This window comes from Bradyrhizobium sp. 172 (assembly GCF_023101065.1).
Lineage (GTDB): Bacteria > Pseudomonadota > Alphaproteobacteria > Rhizobiales > Xanthobacteraceae > Bradyrhizobium > Bradyrhizobium canariense_D.
Window position 1 is genome coordinate 4251562 of record NZ_CP064701.1, and the last position, 23030, is coordinate 4274591.

Genomic DNA, 23030 nt, shown 5'->3' on the forward strand with positions numbered 1-23030 from the left:
TTGGCCCATATGTTCAGCATTCCGGGCCTCGTCCGCCTCGGATGAGCGTCAGCCGCCCTAGCACCCGAGCTTGTCGGCGATCCCACCAAAATCCTTGGCGACGATGTCCCAATTGCCGGTGGCCTCGAAATCGACCTTCTGAAGCGGACCGTATTCGGTCGGCCGCGCCACGAAGGCCGTCTTCAGCCCGTTCTTCTGCGCGGCGGCGAGATCGCCGTTGTGGGCCGCGACCATCATCACCTGCTCCGGCTTGAGGCCGAGCAGGCGCGCGGCGCCGAGATAGGTTTCGGGATCGGGCTTGTAGTGCTCGAACAGCTCGGCCGACATGATGAGGTCCCAGGGAAGCCCTGCGAACTTCGCCATGTTGGTGAGCAGCGCGACATTGCCGTTCGACAGCGGCGAGATCACGAATTTCGTCTTCAGTCGGGTCAGGCCGGCGACGCTGTCGGGCCACGGGTGCAAGCGGTGCCACCCCTTGGTGAGGTGATCGAGATCGGCCTCGGTCAGCTTTGGAATCGAAAATTGCGCGACCAGTTTTTCGAGCGAGCGGCGATGCAGATCATCGAGCATGACGTAGCCGCGCTCGGGATGTTTGCGCACGTCATCCATCGAAGCCATGTACATGCCGCGCCAGCCGTCGACCAAGGCGGTCCAGTCGGCGCTGATGCCGCGGCCCTTCGCCCACCACATGAAGTCGGTGATCAGGCTGGTGCGCCAGTCGACGACGGTGCCGAACACGTCGAAGACCAGGGCTTTGACGGCGGAGAGGTCGGACATGTGCGCTTCCTCTTTTTGTTGTTCGTCATTCGGGGACTCTCGTCAGAGCGGCCCCGGAATCCAGAGGTTATTGGCACGAGATTCCGGCCTCGACGCTGTCGCGCCGTCCTGAATGACGGCAGTCGTCAGTCGAGGTGGAATTTCGCCAGCTCGCGGTGCTCGGCCTTGATGTAGCGCACGGTGCCGGTGACGGAGCGCATCACCACCGTCTCGGTCTCGATCACGCCGTCCTTGCGGAATTTGACGCCCGACAGCAGCGAGCCCGTGGTGACGCCGGTGGCTGCGAACAGGCAGTCGCCGCGCGCCATGTCCTCGATGCCGTAGATCATCTTGGGATCGCTGACGCCCATCTTGGCGGCGCGCTCGCGCTTCTCGTCGGAGTCGAGGATGAGACGGCACTGCATCTGGCCGCCAATGCAGCGCAGCGCCACGGCCGCGAGCACGCCTTCCGGCGCGCCGCCGGTGCCGAGATACATGTCGACGCCGGTATTGTCGGGGTCGGCGCAGTGGATCACGCCGGCGACGTCGCCGTCGGTGATCAGGCGCACGGCGGCGCCAGTCGATCGCACGCTCTCGATGATGCTGGCATGGCGTGGCCGGTCGAGCACGAGAACGGTGATGCCGTCGGGCTTGACGCCCTTGGCCTTGGCGAGCCGGCGGACGTTTTCGGCCGGTGTCGCATCGAGCTCGACGACGCCCTTGTCGTAACCGGGACCGATCGCGAGCTTCTGCATATAGACGTCGGGGGCGTGCAGCAGCGTGCCGCCGTCGGCCATCGCCATGGTGGCAATCGAGCCCGGCATGTTCTTGGCGCACAGCGTGGTGCCTTCAAGCGGATCGACGGCGATGTCGACCTGCGGGCCGGCGTTCATGCCGACCTTCTCGCCGATGAAGAGCATCGGCGCCTCGTCGCGCTCGCCCTCGCCGATGACGATGGTGCCCTCGATCGGCAGCTTGTTGAGCTCGCGCCGCATCGCGTCCACCGCGGCCTGGTCGGCCGCCTTCTCGTTGCCGTGCCCGCGCAGACGCGCCGAAGACACCGCCGCCCGCTCCGTCACACGCACGATCTCCAGCGTGAGAATGCGCTCGAGCAATGCTTGCGGCGGGACTGAAATATGGGTCGACATCGGCTCACTCCTTCGAAACAGTTTTGGACGGACATCTCCGCCGCATCAACTCGTAACACCCACAGTTCGTTCGAACCGTGTCAGTTCTTCTCGATCCTGATAACCTGTGGCCGTCCGCTGATCACCTTGTCCTTCTGCACGGCCGCGAGCGCACGGCGCACGGCGTCCTCATGCGTGGCATAGGTGATGAGAATGACAGGCACCGGGACCGCCTTGCCGTCTGCCGGCGCAGGGCCGCCATTGGGGTGGCGCTGCACGATCGACTCGATTGAAATCTTCTGCTCGGCGAGCCGGGTCGCGATCGCAGCCGCGGTGCCCGGGAAATCGCGTGCCAGAAGGCGGATGTAGTAGCCGCCCTCGTGGCGCTCCATCGGCGCCTTCTTGGTGTCGCGCAGCTGCGAAATCGGCCGGCCGAACGGATTGGCGCGAATGCCGCGCGCAACGTCGGCGATGTCGGCGACGACGGCGGATGCGGTCGCGGCGCCGCCGGCACCGGGGCCGACCAGCGTGATCGGCGGGATGCCCTCGCCATCGATCGTGACCGCGTTGGTGACACCCATCACCTGCGCTATCGAGGAGGATTTCGGAACCATGGTCGGATGCACGCGCTGCTCGATGCCCGTGGCGGTGCGAACCGCGACGCCGAGCAGCTTGAGCCGGTAACCGAGATCGTCAGCGGCACGGAGATCTTCCGGCGCGATGGAGGAGATACCTTCGACATACACCGCGCTTTGAGCAACTTTCGTGCCGAAAGCGAGGCTGGCGAGAATGGCGAGCTTTTGCGCGGTATCGTGGCCGTCGACGTCGAATGACGGATCGGCCTCGGCATAGCCGAGCCGTTGCGCGTCCTTCAGGCATTCGGCGAAGGACAGGCCCTCCTGCTCCATCCGGGTCAGGATGTAATTGCAGGTGCCGTTGAGGATGCCGTAGACCCGGTTGATGCCGGTTCCGGCAAGACCTTCGCGTAACGTCTTGATGACAGGGATCGCAGCGCCGACGGCTGCTTCGAAATTCAGCGCGCCGCCGTGCTTTTCGGCGGCCTTTGCCAGCTTGAGGCCGTGCTTTGCCAGCAACGCCTTGTTGGCGGTGACGACGGACTTGCCGGCGGCGAGCGCGGCCTCGACCGCCGCCAGCGCGGGATCGCCCGCGCCGCCCATCAGCTCGACGAAGCAGTCGATGCCCGGATGCGTGGCGAGGGCAAGCGGATCCTTGACCCATTCGATGCCGCGCAGATCGACGCCGCGCTTCTTCGCCTTCGAGCGTGCGGTGACGGCGACGACACGGATGCCACGGCCGCTGCGGCCGGCAAGCACCCGCGCCTGCGTTTCGATCAGACGGACAACTTCGGCGCCCACGGTGCCGAGCCCCGCTATGCCCACTTTCAGGGGTGCAACCATGATGCCTTGGAAAACCTGCGGAAGAGAACTTAACGCCGAGTGGCGAGCGGAACGACGTTGTGCAACGTTTCGATGCCGCTTTCAAGGAAGCGGCGCACGCCACGCGCGGCCTGCCTGATCCGTTGCTCGTTTTCCACCATGGCGATGCGGACATATCCTTCGCCATGCTCGCCGAAGCCGACGCCGGGCGAGACCGCGACACCGGATTTCTCCACCATCAGGGTCGCGAACTGCATGCTGCCGACGCTGCGGAAGGCTTCCGGCAGCGGCACCCAGGCGAACATCGATGCTTCCGGCGGCGGGATCTCCCAGCCGGCACGGCCGAACGATTCCACCAGCGCGTCGCGCCGCTTGCGGTAGGTGTCGCGCATCTCCTTGATGCAATCGTCCGGTCCGTTCAGTGCGGCGGTCGCTGCGACCTGGATCGGCGTGAACGCACCGTAGTCGAGATATGATTTGACGCGGCCGAGTGCCGCAATCACGCGCTCGTTGCCGACCGCGAAGCCCATGCGCCAGCCAGCCATCGAATAGGTCTTCGACATCGAGGTGAACTCGACGGCAACGTCCATCGCGCCCGGCACCTGGAGCACCGAGGGCGGCGGGTTGCTTTCGTCGAAATAAACCTCGGCATAAGCGAGATCCGACAGGATCAGGATCTCGTGCTTCTTCGCGAACGCGACCAGGTCCTTGTAGAAGTCGAGGCTCGCGACATAGGCGGTCGGGTTCGAAGGATAGCAGACCACGAGCGCCAGCGGCTTCGGGATCGAATGCACGATCGCCCGCTCGACAGCCTCGAAGAATTGCGGCGTCGGCTCCGAGGGCACCGAACGGATCACGCCGCCCGCCATCAAGAAGCCGAAGGCGTGAATCGGGTAGCTCGGATTGGGACAAAGGATGACGTCGCCGGGCGCGGTGATCGCCTGCGCCACGTTGGCAAAGCCCTCCTTGGAGCCAAGCGTCGCCACCACCTGGGTGTCGGGATTGAGCTTCACGCCGAAGCGGCGGGCGTAGTAGCCGGCCTGGGCCCGGCGCAGCCCGGGGATGCCGCGGGAGGCCGAGTAGCGGTCGGTGCGCGGCTTGCCCAGCGTCTCCTTCAGCTTCTCCAGCACGTGCGCAGGCGCCGGCAGGTCCGGATTGCCCATGCCGAGGTCGATGATGTCGGCGCCGGCGTTCCGCGCGGCTGCCTTGGCCCGGTTGACCTGTTCGAACACGTAAGGCGGAAGGCGGCGGATGCGGTAAAATTCTTCCATGGCTCTCTCGGCTCCGGCAACCGGTCAGGACAGAATCGACAGGCCATAAAGACCAGGCGGAAGGCGCCCGCATCTCTCGCGAAAATTACTCAAGATCAAATACTTAGAGCAATCATCGACGACGTTGACTGAAGTCGTTCGCCCTGACTCTCGGCTGAACTAAGGTCTTTTAGCACGGCGAGGCGGAGGCGCCAGCGATTACCTTGCGGCGCCCTATTTCGCGTCCTTGGTGGCAACCGCCTGACGGTCGCGCGCGGCAGCAAGTTCGGCCTCGATCTTGGCGCGTTGGTCCGGCGGCATGACGGCCTGATCGCGATCCGGCGGCAGATCGTGCACCGGCAGATAGCTGCCGGCCTCTCTGGGATGCGCTTGAGCATCGGAAGGCGTCATATCCGCGAGCTGGCTCGAGCAGCCGCCCAGGGCGAGCGTCGCCATCAGCAGCGCGCCACAGATCCGCCGCGACTTTTGCAGGTCCCACAACGCCAACACTAGGGAAATCCCCACTTCGTCCCAAAGCACGGCCCCGGGCAACCTTACCCAAGTCCGCGCCCAAGCTCAAACCATTGCTGCCCAAATGGTGCGAGCGAGAAAATAGCCCCAGTCCATCAAGCCGAGCGGTGCGGCTCGATTGTGACGGAACCAAGAAAATTTTGTCGCACTGCAACACATCTTCGAGAGTGTTTAACGCCAAACATGCGAGCTTCGCGGTGACGAATACGGAATGAATCGTTACTGTTCTCCTCATGAGTATGGCCACCACCGATACGCCCAAACCCGAGACGAAGTTCGATGCGGAAGCCTTCGCGATGAATGTCGCGCGGGCGATGGAAAGCGGCGGCAAGGCGCTTGCCGCGTACCTGAAGCCGCGCGAGAGCGGCGAGGTGCAGGATCGTCCGCCGGCGGAGCTTACCGAGGTCATCAAGACCTTCACCGCCGTCGCCGAATACTGGCTGTCGGATACGTCGCGGGCCTCCGCACTCCAGACCAAGCTCGCCAAGGACTATCTTGACCTCTGGGGCTCGGCGGCGCGCCGCATGGCCGGTCAGGACGCACCGCCCGCGATCGCACCCTCGCCGCGCGACAAGCGCTTTGCCGATCCGGAATGGAAGTCGAACCAGTTCTTCGATTTCATGATGCAGCTCTATCTGCTCACGACCAAATTTGCGCAGGAGCTTGTGCGCGAAGCCGAGGGCCTCGATCCGCAGACCCGCCGCAAGGCCGAGTTCTACGTCCAGCAAGTCACCAACGCGATATCGCCCTCCAACTTCGTGCTGACCAATCCGGAAGTGCTGCGCGCGACGGTGGCCAGCAGCGGCGAAAATCTCGCGCGCGGCCTGAAGATGCTGGCCGAGGACATCGCCGCCGGCAAGGGCACGCTGAAGATCCGTCAGTCCGATCCGGACAATCTCGTCGTCGGCGTGAACATGGCGACGACGCCGGGCAAGGTGATCTACCAGAACGAGATGATGCAGCTGATCCAGTATGCGCCGGCGACGGAGAAGGTGCTGCGCACGCCGCTCCTGATCATCCCGCCCTGGATCAACAAATTCTACATCCTCGATCTCAAGCCGGAGAAATCCTACATCAAATGGTGCGTCGATCAGGGCATCACCGTGTTCGTGATCTCATGGGTCAATCCCGACAAACGCCTCGGAGCCAAGAGCTGGGAAGACTACATGAAGGAAGGCCCGCTCACGGCGATGGACGTGATCGAGAAGGTCACCGGCGAGATGAAGGTGCACACCGCCGGCTATTGCGTCGGCGGCACCATGCTCGCGACCACGCTGGCCTGGCTCGCCGAGAAGCGCCGCCAGCGCGTGGCGTCCGCGACGTTCTTCGCGGCACAGGTCGACTTCACCCATGCCGGTGATTTGCTCGTGTTCGTCGACGAGGAGCAGATCGCATCCCTCGAGCAGGACATGAAGGCGGCGGGCGTGCTCGAAGGCTCGAAGATGGCGATGGCCTTCAACATGCTGCGCTCCAACGATTTGATCTGGTCCTATGTCGTCAGCAATTACCTCAAAGGCCAGCAGCCGAGCGCGTTCGACCTGCTGCACTGGAATTCGGACGCGACCCGCATGACCGCGTCGAACCATTCGTACTACCTGCGCAATTGCTACCTTGAGAACCGGCTCTCGACCGGCACGTTGGTGCTGGACAACACCTTGCTCGATCTCTCCAAGGTCATGGTGCCGATCTACAATCTCGCAACCCGCGAGGACCATATCGCGCCGGCTGAATCGGTGCTGTACGGCTCCCAGTTCTTCGGCGGCCCGGTGAAATACGTGCTGTCCGGCTCGGGCCACATCGCCGGCGTGGTCAATCCGCCCGCCTCGAACAAATACCAGTACTGGACCAACGACAACGTGAAGTCCGCCAACGTCGCCGAGTGGATGAAGGGCGCGGTCGAGCACAAGGGCTCCTGGTGGCCGGACTGGCGGCAATGGCTGGGCGCACTCGATCCCGAGGAAGTCCCGGCCCGCACGGTCGGCAGCGAGGCGTTTCCCCCGATCGAGGACGCACCCGGCAGCTATGTCAGGGTTCGCGCATAGCAGAATCTTTCGCGCTTTCGTATAAGCTCCATGCCTGCAGCAGAAATTGATGAGGGGACCGGGTTATGACGCGTGAATTGTTCTGGCTGACACTGACGGTGGTCCTGACTGGAATCCTCTGGATTCCCTACACCATCAACCGCTGCCAGATTCGCGGGCTTGGTGGTGCGATGGCCAATCCCTCGCGCACCGACAAGCCGCAGTCGGAATGGGCGAACCGCCTGATGTTCGCGCATGACAACGCCGTCGAGAACCTCGTGCTGTTCGCGCCGCTGGTGCTGATCCTGAATGCGATCGACTACTCCTCGAAGTGGACGGTGCTTGCCTGCGCCGTCTATTTCTGGTCGCGCGTTGCGCATCTGATCGTCTATGCGATGGGTATTCCCGTCTTCCGCACCCTCGCCTTCACCGTCGGTTTTCTCGCCCAAGCCGTGCTGGCGCTCGCGATCTTCAAGGTGCTCTGATCGGCCCCGGTTGGGTTGGCGCCTGCAACGAACGGGTGAAATCTCGAAGGCCTATCGCGGCTGCCGGTGTTGCCGAACGACGACAGTGCGGAAAAAAGCAGCAATGCACTCTTGGGCTGACACGATGGATCGCACATCCAGAGGTATATTTGCCCATCGCAATTGATTGATTCGGGGCAGACATGAATTGGAAGATTGCATCCGCCGTCGGCGCGTTGTCGCTCGTTGCCGTCGCGACCCAGGCTAACGCCGCAGATCTCGCCGCCCGTCCCTACACCAAGGCGCCGCCGATGATCGCCGCGATCTATGATTGGAGCGGCTTCTACATCGGCGCCAACGGCGGATATGGCTCGTCACGCAATTGCTGGGACCAGACGGTTGGTTTCGCGGCCGGCGTTGCGGAAGGCTGCCATGACGCGACGGGCGCCGTCGCCGGCGGCCAGATCGGTTATCGCTGGCAGAGCAGCGCCTTCGTATTCGGCCTCGAAGCGCAGGGCGACTGGGCGGACCTCTCCGGCCGGAACGCCAGCACCGTGCTCGGCGTCGCGAACCGCACCCGTGTCGATGCTTTCGGCCTGTTCACCGGCCAGATCGGCTACGCCTGGAACAGCGCACTGCTTTACGCAAAGGGCGGCGCCGCCGTCACCCGCAATCGCTACCGCGGCATCGGAACCGGCGGTCTGGCCGGAGCCGAGTTCGACGGTGCCGACGACACCCGCTGGGGCGGCACGGTCGGCGTCGGCATCGAATACGGCTTTGCGCCGAACTGGTCGGTCGGCCTCGAATACGACCATCTGTTCATGGGCCGGCGCGACGTTACCCTCACGGCAAACGGCGTGCTGGCACCCGTCGGCACGTTCTCACGTACCGACCGCATTGGCCAGGACGTCGACTTGATCACGGCCCGCATCAACTACAGGTTCGGCGGCCCGATCATCGCGAAGTACTGAGAAGCGCCCCTCGCGGCCGTCATGCCCGGGACCAGCCCGGTCATGACGAGCAGCGAATGTTGCTCCTACGCCTCCGGCAATCCCAGCATCAGTCGCATGTTCTGCACGGCCGCGCCGGACGCGCCCTTGCCGAGATTGTCGAGCCGCGCGACCAGCACCGCCTGATGGTACTTGTCGCTGGCGAAGACGTAGAGTTCGAGCGTGTTGGTCTCGTTGAGCCCTTCCGGCTCGAGCTTGCCACCCTTGGTCGTCTCGTTCTGCAGCGGCATCACCGAGACGTATTTCGAGCCGGCGTAACGCTTTGCCAGCGCGGCCTGGAGATCGGCGCCGCTGGGCTTGCCGGGCAGCGTGTCGAGCTGGAGCGGCACCGACACCAGCATGCCCTGCCGGTAGTTGCCGACCGACGGGATGAAGATCGGCCGCCGCGTCAGGTTCGAATAGAGCTGCATCTCCGGCAGATGCTTGTGCTCGAAGCCGAGGCCGTAGAGTTCGAAGGACGGCGCGCTGCCGTCCTCGAAACTCGCGATCATCGACTTGCCGCCGCCGGAATAGCCGCTCACCGCATTGATGGTGACGGGATAGTCGCGCGGCAGCAGGCCGGCATCGACGATCGGTCGCAGCAGCGCGATCGCGCCGGTCGGATAGCAGCCGGGATTGGACACCTTCTTCGCAGCCTTGATCTTGCCAGCCTGATCCGGCGTCAGTTCCGGAAAGCCATAGGCCCAGTCGGGCGCGACCCGGTACGCGGTCGAGGCATCCAGCACCTTCGGGCCCGACGGCCCCATGCTGTCGATGAGCGCAACCGTTTCCCTGGCAGCATCGTCGGGCAGACAGAGGATGACCAGATCAACCTTCTCCATCAGCGCCTTCTTGGCCGCGGGATCCTTGCGCTTGTCGTCGGCAATCGTCTTCACGACCACGTCGCTCTGCAGCTTCAGCCGCTCGTTGATGCCAAGCCCGGTGGTGCCGGAGCCGCCGTCGACGAAGACGGTGGCCGGCTTTGTCGCAGCGCCAGTGGTCGGTGCTTTCGTCGTTTCAGTGAGGCTCATGGCGCGCTCCTTTCGAGCATGTTGGTTTCGGATGCGAAGGCCTCCGGCCTTACGTCCTGCATCAGTTGCGCGATCTCCCTGGCGTCGGCATGGGCTTGCGCGCCAAGCGCATTGGCGATCGCCATATAATCGGCGTCGGACTTGTGCTGGTTGAGCTTGAAGCTGGCTTCGACCTCCTCAACCGTCATGACCAGACCCACGATCGCCTTCTTCATCGCCTCGAGCCGCCCGGCCGTCATCTTGCCCGACGTCCACGGCTTCTTCGGCAACAGCCAGTTCTCGAACTTGTTGCTGAGCGTATCGATTTGCACGGCCAGTTCACCATCCGACAACAACCGCACCGGCCCGGTCAGATGGACCGACTGGTACAGCCAGGTCGGCACCTGATCCGGCGAGACGTACCAGTCCGGCGACACGTAGGCATCGGGGCCGTTGACCGCGAGGAGCCAGGAGGTCGTCCCGTCCGCAAGCTTTAGCAGCGGATTGTGACGGGCGACATGAAACGCGGCCTGCGGCGTGCCGTCCGCGGCATAGGTCAAATAGAACGGCAGCGGCGAGGCGATCGGCTTGTGGCCGTCGAAGGCGCACATGGTGCCGAAGCCGCGCGTGTCGGCGAATTTCAGGCTCGCGGCGCGGTCCTGCTTGAAAAAGGGTGGCGTATACATCGTAGTCTCCTGCTGGCCTCCTTGGTGGCCGCCGGATCAGATCGCACTGACAGGAGAGAGAATGCCGCGGATCGGATCCAGCGGCAAAGACGATGATCTCAAACGCGATCGACCGCCCAAACCGCTAAAGAGCGGCGGCGGCGACGGGCGAACAGGATGGTCGCGGCGTTGATCATGGCGCGGTGCTATAAGGCCAGTTGCGGTCGCCGTCAAGGTTCCGACGTCACACCACGCCCCAGATCCATTCCATGATCTTGGCGATCACATCTCCGAACAGCAGCAGCGCCGCCGACCAGATCAGTGCCGAGACGAAATTGGCGGCCTGGAAGCTCCAATAGGGCATCTCGAAAATGCCGGCTGCAAGCGGCACGGAGGCACGCAAGGGGCCGAAGAAGCGGCCGATGAAGATGCTCGGCACGCCCCAGCTGCGCACGAAGGCCTCGCCTCTGGGCAGGAGTTCCGGATAACGCGAGAGCGGCCACATCTGCGCGACCTGCTCCTTGTAGCGATAGCCGAACCAGTAAGAGACCCAGTCGCCCAGCGCCGCCCCGATGCCACCGGCGATCCAGACCGGATAGAAGCTGATGCCACTCGCGCCGATCAGCGCGCCGATAGCGACCAACGCGCCCCAGGCCGGGATCAGCAGCGAGATGAAGGCGAGCGACTCCCCGAAGGCGAGCACGAACACGATGGGAGCTGCCCACGTCTGGTGAGCGCGCACGAAATCGGCGAGCCCGTGCGCAAACTGCTCCATTCAAAAATAGCCTTTCCGTCCTGCCCGAAGGTGCTGCTCGATGAAAAGGACTGGTAAGCCAATGACTTGTGTGACATCAAGTCACAAAGCCAGGTCCAGCCGGACCGGACCGTCACATTGCCGGGAATTGATGGGGATGCGGCGTAAAATCGCCGGGATTGGCTCCCAACCACACCGCCCGGCCCGCCCCGCGATAACCTTTCCAAGTCAGAAGTGGCATAGTCGGCCCAACCGATTCGCCGCTCATGCGGCCCTCAAAACGCATAAAGATATATGTCCAAGCAGTTGAAGCCCAAAGCAAAAGACGATTTTTTCGGCGGCGATGAGCCCAAGCCCCGCGCCGCCAAGGCCGCCCCGCGCGCGGGCGGTGCCGAGGCCGACTACACCGCAGCCGACATCGAGGTCCTCGAAGGTCTGGAACCGGTGCGCCGCCGGCCCGGCATGTATATCGGCGGCACCGACGAGAAGGCGCTGCATCACCTCTTCGCCGAAGTCATCGACAACTCGATGGACGAGGCGCTCGCGGGGCATGCGACCTTCATCGGAGTCGAATTGAGCGCGGACGGCTTTTTGACCGTCACGGACAACGGCCGCGGCATCCCGGTCGATCCGCATCCAAAATTCCCGAAGAAGTCGGCGCTCGAAGTCATCATGTGCACGCTGCACTCGGGCGGCAAGTTCGACTCCAAGGTCTACGAGACCTCGGGCGGCCTGCACGGCGTCGGCATCTCCGTGGTGAACGCCCTCTCCTCGCTGCTCGAGGTCGAGGTCGCGCGCAGCCAGAAACTCTATCGCATGACGTTCGAGCGCGGCCACCCGAAGGGCAAGCTCGAGGATCTCGGCAAGATCAACAACCGCCGCGGAACCCGCGTGCGCTTCAAGCCGGACACCGACATCTTCGGTGCCAAGGCCGCGTTCAAGCCGCAGCGCCTGTTCAAGATGACGCGTTCGAAGGCGTATCTGTTCGGCGGCGTCGAGATCCGCTGGAATTGCGCGCCCGAACTGCTTAAGGGCGTCGACGACGTGCCGGCGGAAGCGACGTTCCACTTCCCCGGTGGCCTCAAGGACTATCTGGCCGCCGCGATCCATGCCGACACGCTGGTGCATCCCGACATCTTCTCCGGCAAGTCGGGCCGCAACGGCGCCCATGGCGCCTGCGAATGGGCGGTGGCCTGGACCGCGGATGCCGACGGCTTCCTGTCTTCCTACACCAACACTGTGCCGACGCCCGACGGCGGCACGCACGAATCCGGGCTGCGCAGCGCGCTGCTGCGCGGCCTCAAGGACCACGCCGAACGCGTCGGCCAGGGCAAGCGCGCGTCGTCCATTACGTCAGAAGACGTGATGGTGGGTGCAGCCGTGATGCTCTCGGTGTTCGTGCGCGAGCCTGAATTCCAGGGCCAGACCAAGGACCGTCTCGCCACCGCCGAAGCGCAGCGCATCGTCGAACAGGCGATGAAGGATCCGTTCGACCATTGGCTGTCGGGCAATCCGAACCAGGCCAACAGGCTGCTCGACTTCGTGGTCGACCGCGCCGAGGAGCGGCTGCGCCGCCGCCAGGAGAAGGAGACCGCGCGCAAGACCGCCGGCAAGAAGCTGCGCCTCCCCGGCAAGCTCGCCGATTGCAGCGATGCAGGGTTGGAAGGCTCAGAACTCTTCATCGTCGAGGGTGACTCGGCCGGCGGCAGCGCCAAGCAGGCGCGCGACCGCAAGACCCAGGCCGTGTTGCCGCTGCGCGGCAAGATCCTCAACGTCGCGTCCGCCGGCAAGGACAAGCTGACGGCGAACACGCAGCTCGCCGACCTCGTGCAGGCGATCGGCTGCGGCATGCTCGCGCAGTATCGCGAAGAGGATCTGCGCTACCAGCGCATCATCATCATGACCGACGCCGATGTCGACGGTGCCCACATCGCGTCGCTGCTGATCACCTTCTTCTACCGGCAGATGCCGCGGCTGATCGATGAAGGCCATCTCTTCCTCGCCGTGCCGCCGCTCTACAAGCTGACCAACGGCACGAAGTCGGTCTACGCCCGCGATGACGCGCACAAGGCAGCGCTGATCAAGAGCGAGTTCAACGCCAACGCCAAGGTCGAGGTCAATCGCTTCAAAGGCCTCGGCGAAATGATGCCGGCGCAGCTCAAGGAAACCACCATGGATCCGGCCAAGCGGACCATGCTGAAGGTGGTTCTGCTCGCCGACGACCGCGACACCACGGCGGATTCGGTGGAACGCCTGATGGGCACCAAGGCCGAAGCCCGCTTCGCCTTCATCTCGGACAAGGCCGAATTCGCCAATGACGACCTGCTGGACGTCTGATCCGCAGGCGCTGCCCGGTCGTATCCATCCAGAGCCCCGGCATGATGCCCGGGGCTCTTTTGTTTTTTGGGAGATGACAACCGCTCTTTCCGCCAATCCCGCCAACGTCCGCCTCGATTTCGTTGATTCCCGGCCTCATCGCGCCGCGACTCGGCCAACGACTCACCGAGCCATGACTGATGCAGGACTGCCTCCATTTCGGACAAAGCCGGATTCGCTAACGAGAAGCTACCAAAACGCAAATCGCAAAATTCGACGTACTGCATTGATAATGCGTACTTATTTCACATTTCCACGACGGCACCCAGAATCCCTGCCGTGCGGCGTTTCCCGGCGACTGTGCCTGCTCTGCAACAGCATTTCGGAGAGAAGCAGGTATAGTCCGGGACATCAGATCACACGGACTTCAGTGCGCTCGCGCCTGCCAGACAGACCAAAGCTTGGGGATTTTTAAGATGAAGAAGATTTTGCTCGCACTGACCGCGGTTGCTGCCATGACCGCTTCGGCTTCGGCCGCTGACCTTGGCGCCCGTCCCTACGCGAAGGCCCCGATGGCGGCTCCCGTCGCCAACTGGACCGGCTTCTACATCTTCGGCGGCGCCGGCGGCGGCCTCTCGGCCTCTGACCAGCGCGTCCAGACCACGGTTGGCGCAGTTCCCCTGACGATCGATCAGCGCCAGGGTGGCTCGGGCTGGTTCGGCACCGTCGGTCTCGGCTACGACTGGCAGTTCAGTGGCACCTGGGTCGCCGGCGTGTTCGCTGACGGTCAGTTCGGCAGCATCCGTGCTACCATTCAAGATCCCCTGCTCGGCATCACCGGCAACCAGAAGCTGGAAGACTCCTGGGCCGCTGGTGTGCGCCTCGGCTGGCTGGTCGCTCCGAACGTTCTCTCCTACGTCAACGGCGGTTACTCCGGCGCCCACTTCGGCAGCACCAACTTCATGACCTTGGCTGGCGCTCCGGCCGGCGTTCACCTCAACGGCTACAACCGCAATGGCTGGTTCATCGGCGGCGGCGTTGAGAACAACCTGAACATCTTCGGCATCCAGTCGCCCGGCTGGTTCATGAAGACCGAGTACCGTTCGGCCTTCTACAATGCCAAGACCCAGGACATCCTGTTCGATGCCGGTAACCTCCCGGTCGGTCAGAGCATTCGCGCCAACAGCTGGAACCAGACGATCTCGACTTCGCTGGTTTACCGCTTCAACTGGACCGGTCCGGTCGTCGCGAAGTACTGATCCGAACGCAAGTTCAGACGTCAAAGCCCCGGCATCGTCCGGGGCTTTTTCGTTGTACGGTGCTTCAGCGGACCTTGCGTATGGACATGCATCCGCCCTGCGGCCTGCATCAGCGGCCATTGTATCCCGACCACGGCTACGGCTAGTCTCCCGGCAAGTTTTCGGGCCGCGGCAATCGTCATGTCGCGTCACGACAGAAGCAAACCGCCGGGGAGGAATGCATGCGCAGATTTCTGCTGATAGCAGGCCTGTTTGCCCTTGCCGTCGGGCTGCTCTGGATCGGACAGGGTACGGGCACCGTCGCGTGGCCGCGATCGAGCTTCATGGTCAACCAGCTGCAATGGGCCGGCTATGGCGCAGCCTTGGCCGGCTTCGGGCTGGTGCTGATCTGGCAGAGCAACCAATAGAAGAACCAGGGAATAGCAGCATGACAACCAGTCGGTTCGATCTCCGCGGCAAGGTCGCGATTGTCACGGGAGGCAATGGCGGCATCGGGCTCGGAATGGCCCGTGGCCTCGCCGATGCCGGCGCCAACATCGCCGTGGTCGGGCGCAACGAAACCAAATCCGCCGCCGCCGTCGCTGATCTCAGCCAGCGCGGCGTGAAGGCGATCAGTGTTGCCACCGACGTCACCGACAAGGCGGCCATCGCCGCGATGATCGATCGCGTCGTCAGGGATTTCGGCCGCATCGACATCCTCATCAACAATGCCGGCATGAGCATCCGCAAGCCGCCGCACGAGCTCGAGCTCGACGAGTGGAACACGGTGATCAACACCAATCTCACCAGCGCCTTCCTGTGCTCGAAGCTGGCCTATCCGGCGCTGAAGGCGTCCGGCAACGGCAAGGTGATCAACATCGGCTCGATGATGTCGATCTTCGGCGCGAGCTTCGCAACGGCCTATGCGGCGAGCAAGGGCGGCATCGTTCAGTACACGCGCGCCTGCGCCAATGCGTGGGCGCCCGACAACATCCAGGTCAATGCCATCCTGCCGGGCTGGATCGACACCGACCTGACCCGCGGTGCGCGGCAGCAGGTATCGGGATTGCACGCGCGGGTGCTGGCACGCACGCCTGCGGGGCGGTGGGGCGACATCGACGACTTCGCCGGCATCACCGTGTTCCTCGCCTCATCCGCCTCCAACTTCGTCACCGGCACCGCGATCCCCGTCGATGGCGGGTTCTCGGTGATGGCGTAGGCCGCACCAATAAATCTGCACACAAAAAAGAAGCCCCGGACAATGCCGGGGCTTTTGAATTTGGGCAGTGATCGTCTTTTATGGCTGCTTGGTCGTTCGTTGACCCACTTAGTAGCGGGCGATGACCGGCGCGTCGAACTTGTAGCTGGCGCGCACGACGGCCCACTGCAGGTCGCGCGGCTTGGCATCGAAGCTGTAATTGCCGGAGGTGCCGCCGAGTTGATAGGTCTGGCTGGCGAAGGCTGCGTAGTTGTACTCGAGGCCGACGATCCAGTTGCGGGTGATGCCGTATTCCCAGCCGGCACCGACGGTCCAGCCGTTGGCCCAATGGGTCTGACCGCCGGAACCGGTGGCCGGACCGACCGTATCGGTGACCGACAGACGGTTGTTCACGCCGGCATAGCCGCCCTTGATGTAGAACAGGTTGTTCTGCACGGCGAAGCCCGCGCGACCGACGACGGTGGCAAGCACATTGGTGCGCCAGGAGAACACGTCGTCACCCGCGCCGAACGCGGTGTTCAAGAACGAGCCCTTGTTGTCGAGGCCCGAGATCGTGCCTTCCATACCGAACACGTAGTTGTTGGCCTGCCAATTGTAGCCGATCTGGGCGCCGCCCAGGATGCCGGAGTTGCGCTGACGGTAGCCCTGCCCCGGGGTCAGATCGCCAAACGGTGCCCCGGTCCCGTTGTTGATGAACTGCTCGTTGGTCCATGCACCGCCGATGTGGCCGCCGACATAGAAGCCGGTCCAGTTGAACATCGACTCCATATAGGCCGGCGCCTTTGTGTAGGGCCGAGCACCGAGATCGGCGGCGGAAGCGGCGCCGGTCGAAATCAGAGCGGTCGTGCAGGCGAAGGCGGCAATCAACTTGTTACGCATGGTACACCCCGTGTCCTTTGATGGGTGCACGCTCACACGCAGGTCTTACTCAAATTTGAATCAAGACAGTTAAGACGTCGGATTGGCAAGCAGCGCGCCTTCAATCCGTTTGCGCTGTTGCACGCAGGCAACGCGTCGAGCGCGATTTAACGCCGCGTTATCCCTACCGGGCCCTTGCGCTACCGTGCCGGCGTAGCCTTCGACTGCACGTGCTCGGGCCGGACGCCAAGCGCGAGCAGGCGCGCCGGAATGCCCTGGAGCCACGGCAGCGCGGTGATGAGGCGCAGGACCAGCGGCACTTTCAGCGGCCGGTCGCCGCCCTGCAAGGCGCCGCTGATGATGTTGTTCTGCACGATCATCTGCATCCGCTGCGTCATCTTCACCGGGAATTCGCGGCGACGGCGCACGGCATCGAGTTCGTCCTCCGACGGGCAGCCGCGCTGCAGCTCGTCCGCCAGCAGGTTTGCGGTCGCGACCGCATCCTGGACGGCGAGATTGACGCCGACACCGCCGACCGGCGACATCGCATGTGCGGCGTCGCCGATCAGAAGCAGGCCCGGCCGCGTCCAGCGCGGCAGGCGGTTGATCGCGACGGTGAGCAGCTTGACATCGTCGAAGTTCTTCACCTCGGCTATGCCGCTCTTCAGGACCGGCGCCATGCGAACGACGTCGTCGAGCAGCGCCTGCAATCCCCTCGCCTTCACCGCGTCGTATTGTCCCTTGGCGATGACATAGGCGCACTGCCAATAGTCGCCGCGGTCGAAGGTGATCATCATCTTGCCGGGCTCGACGCGCGCGAACAGGTTCTCGGTCTCGTTCGCCTTGCGTCCGACGCGGAACCACAGCACGTCCATTGGCGCGCCGATCTCCTCGACCTCGAGGCCGGAATGCTGGCGCACGGTCGAATGCCGGCCGTCACATGCGATGGTGAGATCAGCTTCGATGTCCACGATACCGTCAGGCGTATTCGCCCGCACGCCGGCGATGGTCTCGCCGCGGCGGATCAGATCGACGGCCTCCGTGTTCATCATCACCTGCAGCGAGGCGAAGCGCTGGCCGGCCTCGCGCAGGAAATTCAGGAAATCCCATTGCGGCATGAAGGCGATGAAGGGGTACTTGGTGCGGAGGCGGCTGAGATCGGCGATGCGAACGGGGGTACTGCCGAACAGGCCGTCCAGCTTTTGCAAGCGCTGATGCGGCAGCTTCAGGAATCCGTCGATCAGGCCGAGCTCGTCCATCACCTGGAGCGTCGAAGGATGCACGGTGTCGCCGCGGAAGTCGCGGAAGAAATCCGCATGCTTCTCCAGCACCACGACATCGATGCCGGCGCGCCCGAGGAGATAGCCGAGCATCATGCCCGCCGGTCCGCCGCCGACGATGCAACACCGCACCTTCAGCGGGGAGCCCTGGGGACGCTGCAACGTATCGGGTTTCACGGTCGGGTCCTCCTTCACGAGCCAAGCATTCTGTGCAGTGCAGCAAGCAAGATTCATTTGCTGCGGTTGTGAATGGCCGTTAGCCTTGCCTCCAATTCCGACTCATTCGGGAAATTGCAGTGCAGACAATCCTCATACTGCTCGGCGTCTGGATCCTGATCAACGTGCTTTTCGTCTTGATCATGATCGCACCGCGCAGGCCGCCGCTTGCGCCGGTGCGCATCGAACAGAACGGTTATCCGCACGAGGAGCAGGTCAAGCTCCTGCCGCGCCAAGTCATCATCTCGATCGCGATGGGCGCTTTCTTCCCGCTGACCCCGTCCTTGATCGAGGCCCTCAAACGCTTCATCCGGAAGCGCCGCGAATAGCTAAGCGGCCTGCTCGACACCTCAGTTGTTGCTGCGGTTCGCGCTGCGGAAGCTCTTGATCTCCGACACGCTGCCGTCGCGATAGGTCAGCTCCACCGAGATGAACTGCGTTGCCGGCGCGAGCTTCATGGAGAGCGGCATGCCGGCGCTGATCGCACTGGGATCGCGCATGTCGCAGCCCGGCATCTTCAACACCTGGTTCGGAACGGCGGTATCGATGCCGATGCGCACCTCGCGGATGGCGCAGCGGTAGGACACTAGGTGCGTGTAGTAGACCAGCAGCCCGTTGAACTCGCGGAATGACAGCCAGCTCGTCGCGGTCATGTCCAGGATCTTGCGCTGGTCACGGATCAGCGCGGCTTCGGGATCGAACCTGATCGGGAACGGCCCCTGCATGTCACCGGATTGGTCGACATAGCGAACCTCGATGGTGCCGGCCTGCGCGTCCGGCGGCAATTCGATCGACGGGTTCGGCATCCTCTTGCGCGTGCGCGGGTCGAGCGTATCGATGAAGCCGGTTTCGCGGAAGTCGCCGTTGCCGGCCATGCGCCAGGAAACGCCGAGGGTCGGATCGGCAAAGGAGAACACCACGCTCCAGCCGCCATTGTGACGCGAGAAGCTCGCGATCGGCGCGTTGGTGGTCTCCTCCTTCGGCACGCGCGGCACCGACACCGGTGGCAGCGCCGCGAGCTTCTGCGCCGGCGGATCGGCCGGGCGCGCGGCGGCATCCTTGGCGATGCCGCTGAGGAAGACGTCATCGACCATCTGATCGAAATAGACCGGCACCTGCCTGTGCTTGACAGTGTCGGCCATCTCGCTCACGAGACGGCGCGTACGCTGCGCCACTTGCACCAGGTTCTCGCCGGGCTGGAGCAGTTCCTTGGCGAAGGTGCGCGTGAATACCGAATTGGGATTGGCGTCGTCATTGGAGAGGCGGTCGAGCGCGGTCTGGCGCGGGCCCGCCGAGAAGACCGAGAACACGCCTTCGGGCAGCTGCACCATCGGGGCAAGCCCGCCGCCACCGGAGACGGCGCGGGTACCCTTGCGCTCGAACGGGTTGTTGCGGCAGGCGTCGAACACCAGGATCGAGGTCCGCGCCTTCTTGTTCTGGAGGCGCTCGACGATGCGATCGGCCAGGATGGAGGCGTCACGCACCAGTTCTTCCTGCCCTTCCGTCGCCGCGGGCACGTCCGTCGGCAGCAGATAGTTCTGGCCCGCGATCTCGAAGCCGTGGCCGGCATAGAAGAAGAACGCGGTGTCGCCGGGCTCGATCGTCCGATCGAACGCGAGCAGCGTCTCCGAAAATTGCTGCCGGCTCTGGTTTTCGGCGAGCATTACGGAGAATCCGAGCTGCTTCAGCGTATCGCCCATGGTGCGGGCGTCGTTGACCGCCTTGAGCAGCTTCGGAACGTTCCTGTAGTCGTTGTTGCCGACGACGAGCGCAACGCGCTTCTCGGCACAGGCGGGAAGCGCGAAACCGCTGAGGCCGGCCGCAAGGCCAAGCGCTGCCAGTACTCTGAGAAGCCGACGCGTCATCGAAAATCCCTCAAGAACGGCCCACGCCGGTTCCCTCGAACAGCGGTTCATGGGAACCGCGCCGTTGATGTGATAGTCGGCCCAGCCACATCGCTGGTTCAACCGCCCTGAGGACTCAGGTCTGTTGTCTAGCCTATGGTAGATGCCACCGGAATTTGCTTTTTCTCGGTCAATTCTTGTGGGCAATTCCGCTGGAAGCGAGGGGCCGCCGTGTATCGCTGGTGCACCGACGAGGTCGAGCCGCACGACCGCTTCGACTTTTGGCGCGAGGTGCGCGCCAAGGGCCTGTTCGGCGTCACCGTCGAACTCGAGCCCGAACGCCGCGCGAACTTCTTCGGCGAATTCTCGCTGCGCCAGCTTGGCGGAGCCGGCCTCGTCGAGCTGAAGGCCTCCCATTACACGGTCGAGCGCAGCGTGACCGATATCGCTCACGCGCCGGGCGACAGCCTCTGCGTCTATCAGCAGCTCGGCAGCGGCGGCTGGTTCGGCGGCATGCGCGGCAGCAACTTCACGATCGCCAATGGCAGCTTCGCTACCAGCCATACCGACCAGCCCTATCGCGCCGCGCCGCTGGGCACGGGAGGCTTCCACCTGCGGATCCTGAAAGTCTCGCTGAGCGGCCTCTCCACGCAGGACAAGCGCATGCGCGAGCTTGCGCCCCGGACGTTCGACGATCCCGGCTTGAAGCCTCTACTCGGCGCCTGCTTTGCGGATCTCGGCGAGGTTGCCGCGGGTGATGACGGCGCGGCCGATGCCGCTTCCCTCGTCGAGGCTTTAGCTCATCTGGCGCTGATCGAGCGCGGCATCCTGCGGCCCGGCAGCCGCCTCGGGCAGGCCGCACTGCGGACCGCCCGGCTCTCGTACGCACGGCGCCTGATCGCGCGGCACCTGCAAGACCCAAATCTGGCGCCGACCATGGTGGCCGACCTGCTCGGCGTCTCCGTGCGTCACCTGCATACGTTGTTCGAGAGCGCGGCCAGGAGTTTCTCGCAAACCGTGACGGACGAACGCCTGAACCAGAGCCGCCGCTTGATGCGCGAAGCCCCGGACCGGTTGATTGCCGACATCGCGACCTCCTGCGGCTTCGAGAGCGTCGCGACCTATTACCGGGTCTTCAACGCCGCCTACGGGATCGCGCCCGGCGACTTCCGCGCGCAGGGGCCGGAGGGGCGCTAGCCGACGTTTGGGCGGAAAACCGCAGCCGCTCCCACTATTTGGGCGAAAACCTCAGGTTTTTTAGGGCCTTCCCGCGCCCGCTCCATTGACTTTGGCCGATTCCCCCCTATGTTCCGTGGCGACGCGGCTCAGATCGAAGAGCGATTCCTGAGCTTGGCGCTTTGTTCGCGTGAGTCAGCACCCCCAGCTTCTTTGAGAGCGCGCCGTTTTGGGGTGGAACGCGACAGCCTTATTACCCTCGATTCCGAACGGCGGTTTCGACCAGAGGCTCAATGTCTTTTACCCATCTCGGACTATCCGAAAAAGTCCTCGCTGCAGTGGCGGCCACCGGTTACACCACCCCCACCCCCATTCAGGAACAGGCGATCCCTCACGTCCTCGCTCGCAAGGACGTGCTCGGCATCGCCCAGACTGGCACCGGCAAGACCGCGGCCTTCGTGCTGCCGATGCTCACCATCCTCGAAAAGGGTCGCGCCCGGGCGCGCATGCCGCGCACCCTGATCCTTGAGCCGACCCGCGAACTCGCGGCGCAGGTGAAGGAAAACTTCGACCGCTACGGCGCGGGCCAGAAACTCAACGTCGCCCTCCTGATCGGCGGCGTTTCCTTCGGCGACCAGGATGCCAAGCTGACGCGCGGCGTCGACGTGCTGATCGCCACTCCCGGCCGCCTGCTCGACCACACGGAGCGCGGCGGCCTGCTGCTCACCGGCGTCGAGCTGCTCGTCATCGACGAAGCCGACCGCATGCTGGACATGGGCTTCATTCCCGACATCGAGCGCGTCTGCAAGCTCGTCCCGTTCACGCGGCAGACCCTGTTCTTCACCGCGACCATGCCGCCGGAGATCCGGCGCATCACCGAAACCTTCCTGCACAATCCGCAGAAGATCGAGGTATCGAAGCCCGCCACCACCGCTGTCACCGTTACGCAGTGTCAGGTCCCGGCCGGGCGCGAGGCGCACGAGAAGCGCGAGCTGCTTCGCCGATTGCTGCGCGAGGCCAAGGATCTCCAGAACGCGATCATCTTCTGCAATCGCAAGCGCGAGGTCGCCGTCGTTCACAAATCGCTGCAAAAGCACGGCTTCAGCGTCGGCGCGCTGCACGGCGACATGGACCAGTCGGCCCGCACGGCGGCACTCGAGCAGTTCCGCAAGGGCGAGCTGCCCCTCCTGGTCGCATCCGACGTCGCCGCCCGCGGCCTCGACATCCCCGAGGTCAGCCACGTCTTCAATTTCGACGTTCCCCACCATCCCGACGATTATGTCCACCGCGTCGGCCGCACCGGTCGCGCAGGCCGGTCCGGCATGGCGATCTCGCTCGTCACGCCGCTCGACCAGAAGTCGATGGTGGCGATCGAGAAGCTGATCGGCCAGAGCATTCCACGCGCGGAGGGCGATTTCGAAGTCCGCACCGATGCTTCCGACGCGAGCGAGCGTCCGCGCGAGCAGCGCGGCCGTGAACGTTCACGCGGCGGACGCGGCAAGCCGCAGCGCGGCCGCGATCGTGAGCGAAGCCACGAGCCGCGCGAACCGCGTGGCGAGGCACAGCCTCCGGCCGAAGCACGGTCCGCTCCCGAGACAAGGCCCGCTTCCGAAGCAAGGCCCGCGCGCGAGGCAAGGCCTCCGCGTGAAGCAAGACCTTCGCGTGAAGCCAGGCCGCCGCGCGAAGCCAAGCCATCATCCGAGCCGCGTGACGGTGCGCGCCAGCAGGCCAATCCGTCGCATGTGCCGTCGATCGGCCGTCCCGAGCCGCGCCGCCAACGCGAAGCCGACAGCGAGCCGGGTGACCACTCGCATCTGCCGGCCTTTCTGCTGCGTCCAGTTCGCTCCCCCGCCGGCGCCTGAAGCACGATGCGCGCCCGGCTTTGGTTGAAACCAAGCCGGCGCGCACTTTTTCGGATG

Annotated in this window: 21 protein-coding genes; 10 read left to right on the plus strand and 11 right to left on the minus strand. The window is 64.2% G+C overall.

All coding sequences use genetic code 11. The features are described 5' to 3' along the window. Positions 1 to 57: 57 nt before the first annotated feature. The 5 genes from IVB07_RS20570 to IVB07_RS20590 form a co-directional block, all read right to left on the minus strand. Entirely contained in the window at positions 58 to 777 is a 720-nt protein-coding gene (locus IVB07_RS20570) for a haloacid dehalogenase type II (RefSeq protein WP_018454426.1), read from the minus strand. A gap of 125 nt (positions 778 to 902) precedes the next feature. Continuing rightward, positions 903 to 1904, minus strand: a complete 1002-nt coding sequence (gene glpX, locus IVB07_RS20575) for a class II fructose-bisphosphatase (RefSeq protein WP_018454427.1) — start codon at positions 1902 to 1904, stop codon at positions 903 to 905. Positions 1905 to 1984: 80 nt separating this feature from the next. Continuing rightward, entirely contained in the window at positions 1985 to 3301 is a 1317-nt protein-coding gene (locus IVB07_RS20580) for a homoserine dehydrogenase (protein ID WP_018454428.1), read from the minus strand. Between the two features lie 29 nt (positions 3302 to 3330). Continuing rightward, positions 3331 to 4551, minus strand: a complete 1221-nt coding sequence (locus IVB07_RS20585; protein ID WP_018454429.1) for an LL-diaminopimelate aminotransferase — start codon at positions 4549 to 4551, stop codon at positions 3331 to 3333. A 213-nt stretch (positions 4552 to 4764) separates the two neighbouring features. Next, on the minus strand, positions 4765 to 5040 hold the full coding sequence (locus IVB07_RS20590; protein ID WP_026232732.1) for a hypothetical protein: 276 nt from the start codon (positions 5038 to 5040) through the stop codon (positions 4765 to 4767). A 254-nt stretch (positions 5041 to 5294) separates the two neighbouring features. Here IVB07_RS20590 and phaC point away from each other — a divergent pair, with 254 nt between their 5' ends. The 3 genes from phaC (at position 5295) to IVB07_RS20605 (ending at position 8517) form a co-directional block, all read left to right on the plus strand. Continuing rightward, positions 5295 to 7103 (plus strand): class I poly(R)-hydroxyalkanoic acid synthase, encoded by a 1809-nt coding sequence (phaC, locus tag IVB07_RS20595; protein WP_026232733.1) that lies wholly within the window; start codon positions 5295 to 5297, stop codon positions 7101 to 7103. Between the two features lie 65 nt (positions 7104 to 7168). Further along, positions 7169 to 7567 carry an MAPEG family protein gene (locus tag IVB07_RS20600; protein ID WP_018454432.1) on the plus strand — a complete coding sequence of 133 codons (399 nt, stop codon included), beginning with the start codon at positions 7169 to 7171 and terminating at the stop codon, positions 7565 to 7567. Positions 7568 to 7749: 182 nt separating this feature from the next. After that, entirely contained in the window at positions 7750 to 8517 is a 768-nt protein-coding gene (locus IVB07_RS20605) for an outer membrane beta-barrel protein (protein WP_018454433.1), read from the plus strand. A gap of 65 nt (positions 8518 to 8582) precedes the next feature. On the opposite strand, the gene argC is transcribed toward IVB07_RS20605, so the two are convergent. The 3 genes from argC to IVB07_RS20620 form a co-directional block, all read right to left on the minus strand. Continuing rightward, on the minus strand, positions 8583 to 9566 hold the full coding sequence (gene argC / locus IVB07_RS20610; protein ID WP_018454434.1) for an N-acetyl-gamma-glutamyl-phosphate reductase: 984 nt from the start codon (positions 9564 to 9566) through the stop codon (positions 8583 to 8585). Then, positions 9563 to 10231, minus strand: a complete 669-nt coding sequence (locus tag IVB07_RS20615) for an FMN-binding negative transcriptional regulator (protein ID WP_085353489.1) — start codon at positions 10229 to 10231, stop codon at positions 9563 to 9565. The genes argC and IVB07_RS20615 overlap by 4 nt, the downstream gene beginning before the upstream one ends. 223 nt (positions 10232 to 10454) lie before the next feature. Further along, on the minus strand, positions 10455 to 10985 hold the full coding sequence (locus tag IVB07_RS20620) for a DedA family protein (RefSeq protein ID WP_018454436.1): 531 nt from the start codon (positions 10983 to 10985) through the stop codon (positions 10455 to 10457). A 273-nt stretch (positions 10986 to 11258) separates the two neighbouring features. Here IVB07_RS20620 and parE point away from each other — a divergent pair, with 273 nt between their 5' ends. The 4 genes from parE to IVB07_RS20640 all read left to right on the plus strand — a co-directional run bounded on the left by parE (position 11259) and on the right by IVB07_RS20640 (position 15737). Next, positions 11259 to 13301, plus strand: coding sequence for a DNA topoisomerase IV subunit B (gene parE / locus IVB07_RS20625; protein WP_018454437.1), 2043 nt, complete (start codon positions 11259 to 11261; stop codon positions 13299 to 13301). A 455-nt stretch (positions 13302 to 13756) separates the two neighbouring features. Further along, positions 13757 to 14539: an outer membrane beta-barrel protein gene (locus IVB07_RS20630; RefSeq protein WP_018454438.1), complete on the plus strand. Its 783-nt coding sequence runs from the start codon at positions 13757 to 13759 to the stop codon at positions 14537 to 14539. A 221-nt stretch (positions 14540 to 14760) separates the two neighbouring features. Next, positions 14761 to 14946 (plus strand): hypothetical protein, encoded by a 186-nt coding sequence (locus IVB07_RS20635; protein WP_018454439.1) that lies wholly within the window; start codon positions 14761 to 14763, stop codon positions 14944 to 14946. 20 nt (positions 14947 to 14966) lie between these two features. Beyond that, a complete protein-coding gene (locus IVB07_RS20640; RefSeq protein ID WP_247766636.1) occupies positions 14967 to 15737 on the plus strand; it encodes a glucose 1-dehydrogenase in 771 nt (256 codons plus the stop codon). A gap of 108 nt (positions 15738 to 15845) precedes the next feature. On the opposite strand, the gene IVB07_RS20645 is transcribed toward IVB07_RS20640, so the two are convergent. Both IVB07_RS20645 and IVB07_RS20650 read right to left on the minus strand, forming a co-directional pair. Beyond that, entirely contained in the window at positions 15846 to 16616 is a 771-nt protein-coding gene (locus tag IVB07_RS20645) for an outer membrane beta-barrel protein (RefSeq protein WP_204511099.1), read from the minus strand. Between the two features lie 179 nt (positions 16617 to 16795). Next, positions 16796 to 18052, minus strand: a complete 1257-nt coding sequence (locus IVB07_RS20650) for an FAD-dependent oxidoreductase (protein ID WP_083926369.1) — start codon at positions 18050 to 18052, stop codon at positions 16796 to 16798. Positions 18053 to 18171: 119 nt separating this feature from the next. Here IVB07_RS20650 and IVB07_RS20655 point away from each other — a divergent pair, with 119 nt between their 5' ends. Then, positions 18172 to 18420: a hypothetical protein gene (locus IVB07_RS20655; protein WP_018454443.1), complete on the plus strand. Its 249-nt coding sequence runs from the start codon at positions 18172 to 18174 to the stop codon at positions 18418 to 18420. 21 nt (positions 18421 to 18441) lie between these two features. Here IVB07_RS20655 and IVB07_RS20660 read toward each other — a convergent pair whose 3' ends face one another. Next, positions 18442 to 19956, minus strand: coding sequence for a caspase family protein (locus IVB07_RS20660; protein ID WP_018454444.1), 1515 nt, complete (start codon positions 19954 to 19956; stop codon positions 18442 to 18444). Between the two features lie 210 nt (positions 19957 to 20166). Here IVB07_RS20660 and IVB07_RS20665 point away from each other — a divergent pair, with 210 nt between their 5' ends. After that, positions 20167 to 21132: a helix-turn-helix transcriptional regulator gene (locus IVB07_RS20665; protein ID WP_018454445.1), complete on the plus strand. Its 966-nt coding sequence runs from the start codon at positions 20167 to 20169 to the stop codon at positions 21130 to 21132. 272 nt (positions 21133 to 21404) lie between these two features. Next, positions 21405 to 22973, plus strand: coding sequence for a DEAD/DEAH box helicase (locus tag IVB07_RS20670; RefSeq protein WP_247766637.1), 1569 nt, complete (start codon positions 21405 to 21407; stop codon positions 22971 to 22973). The last annotated feature ends 57 nt before the right edge of the window (positions 22974 to 23030 follow it).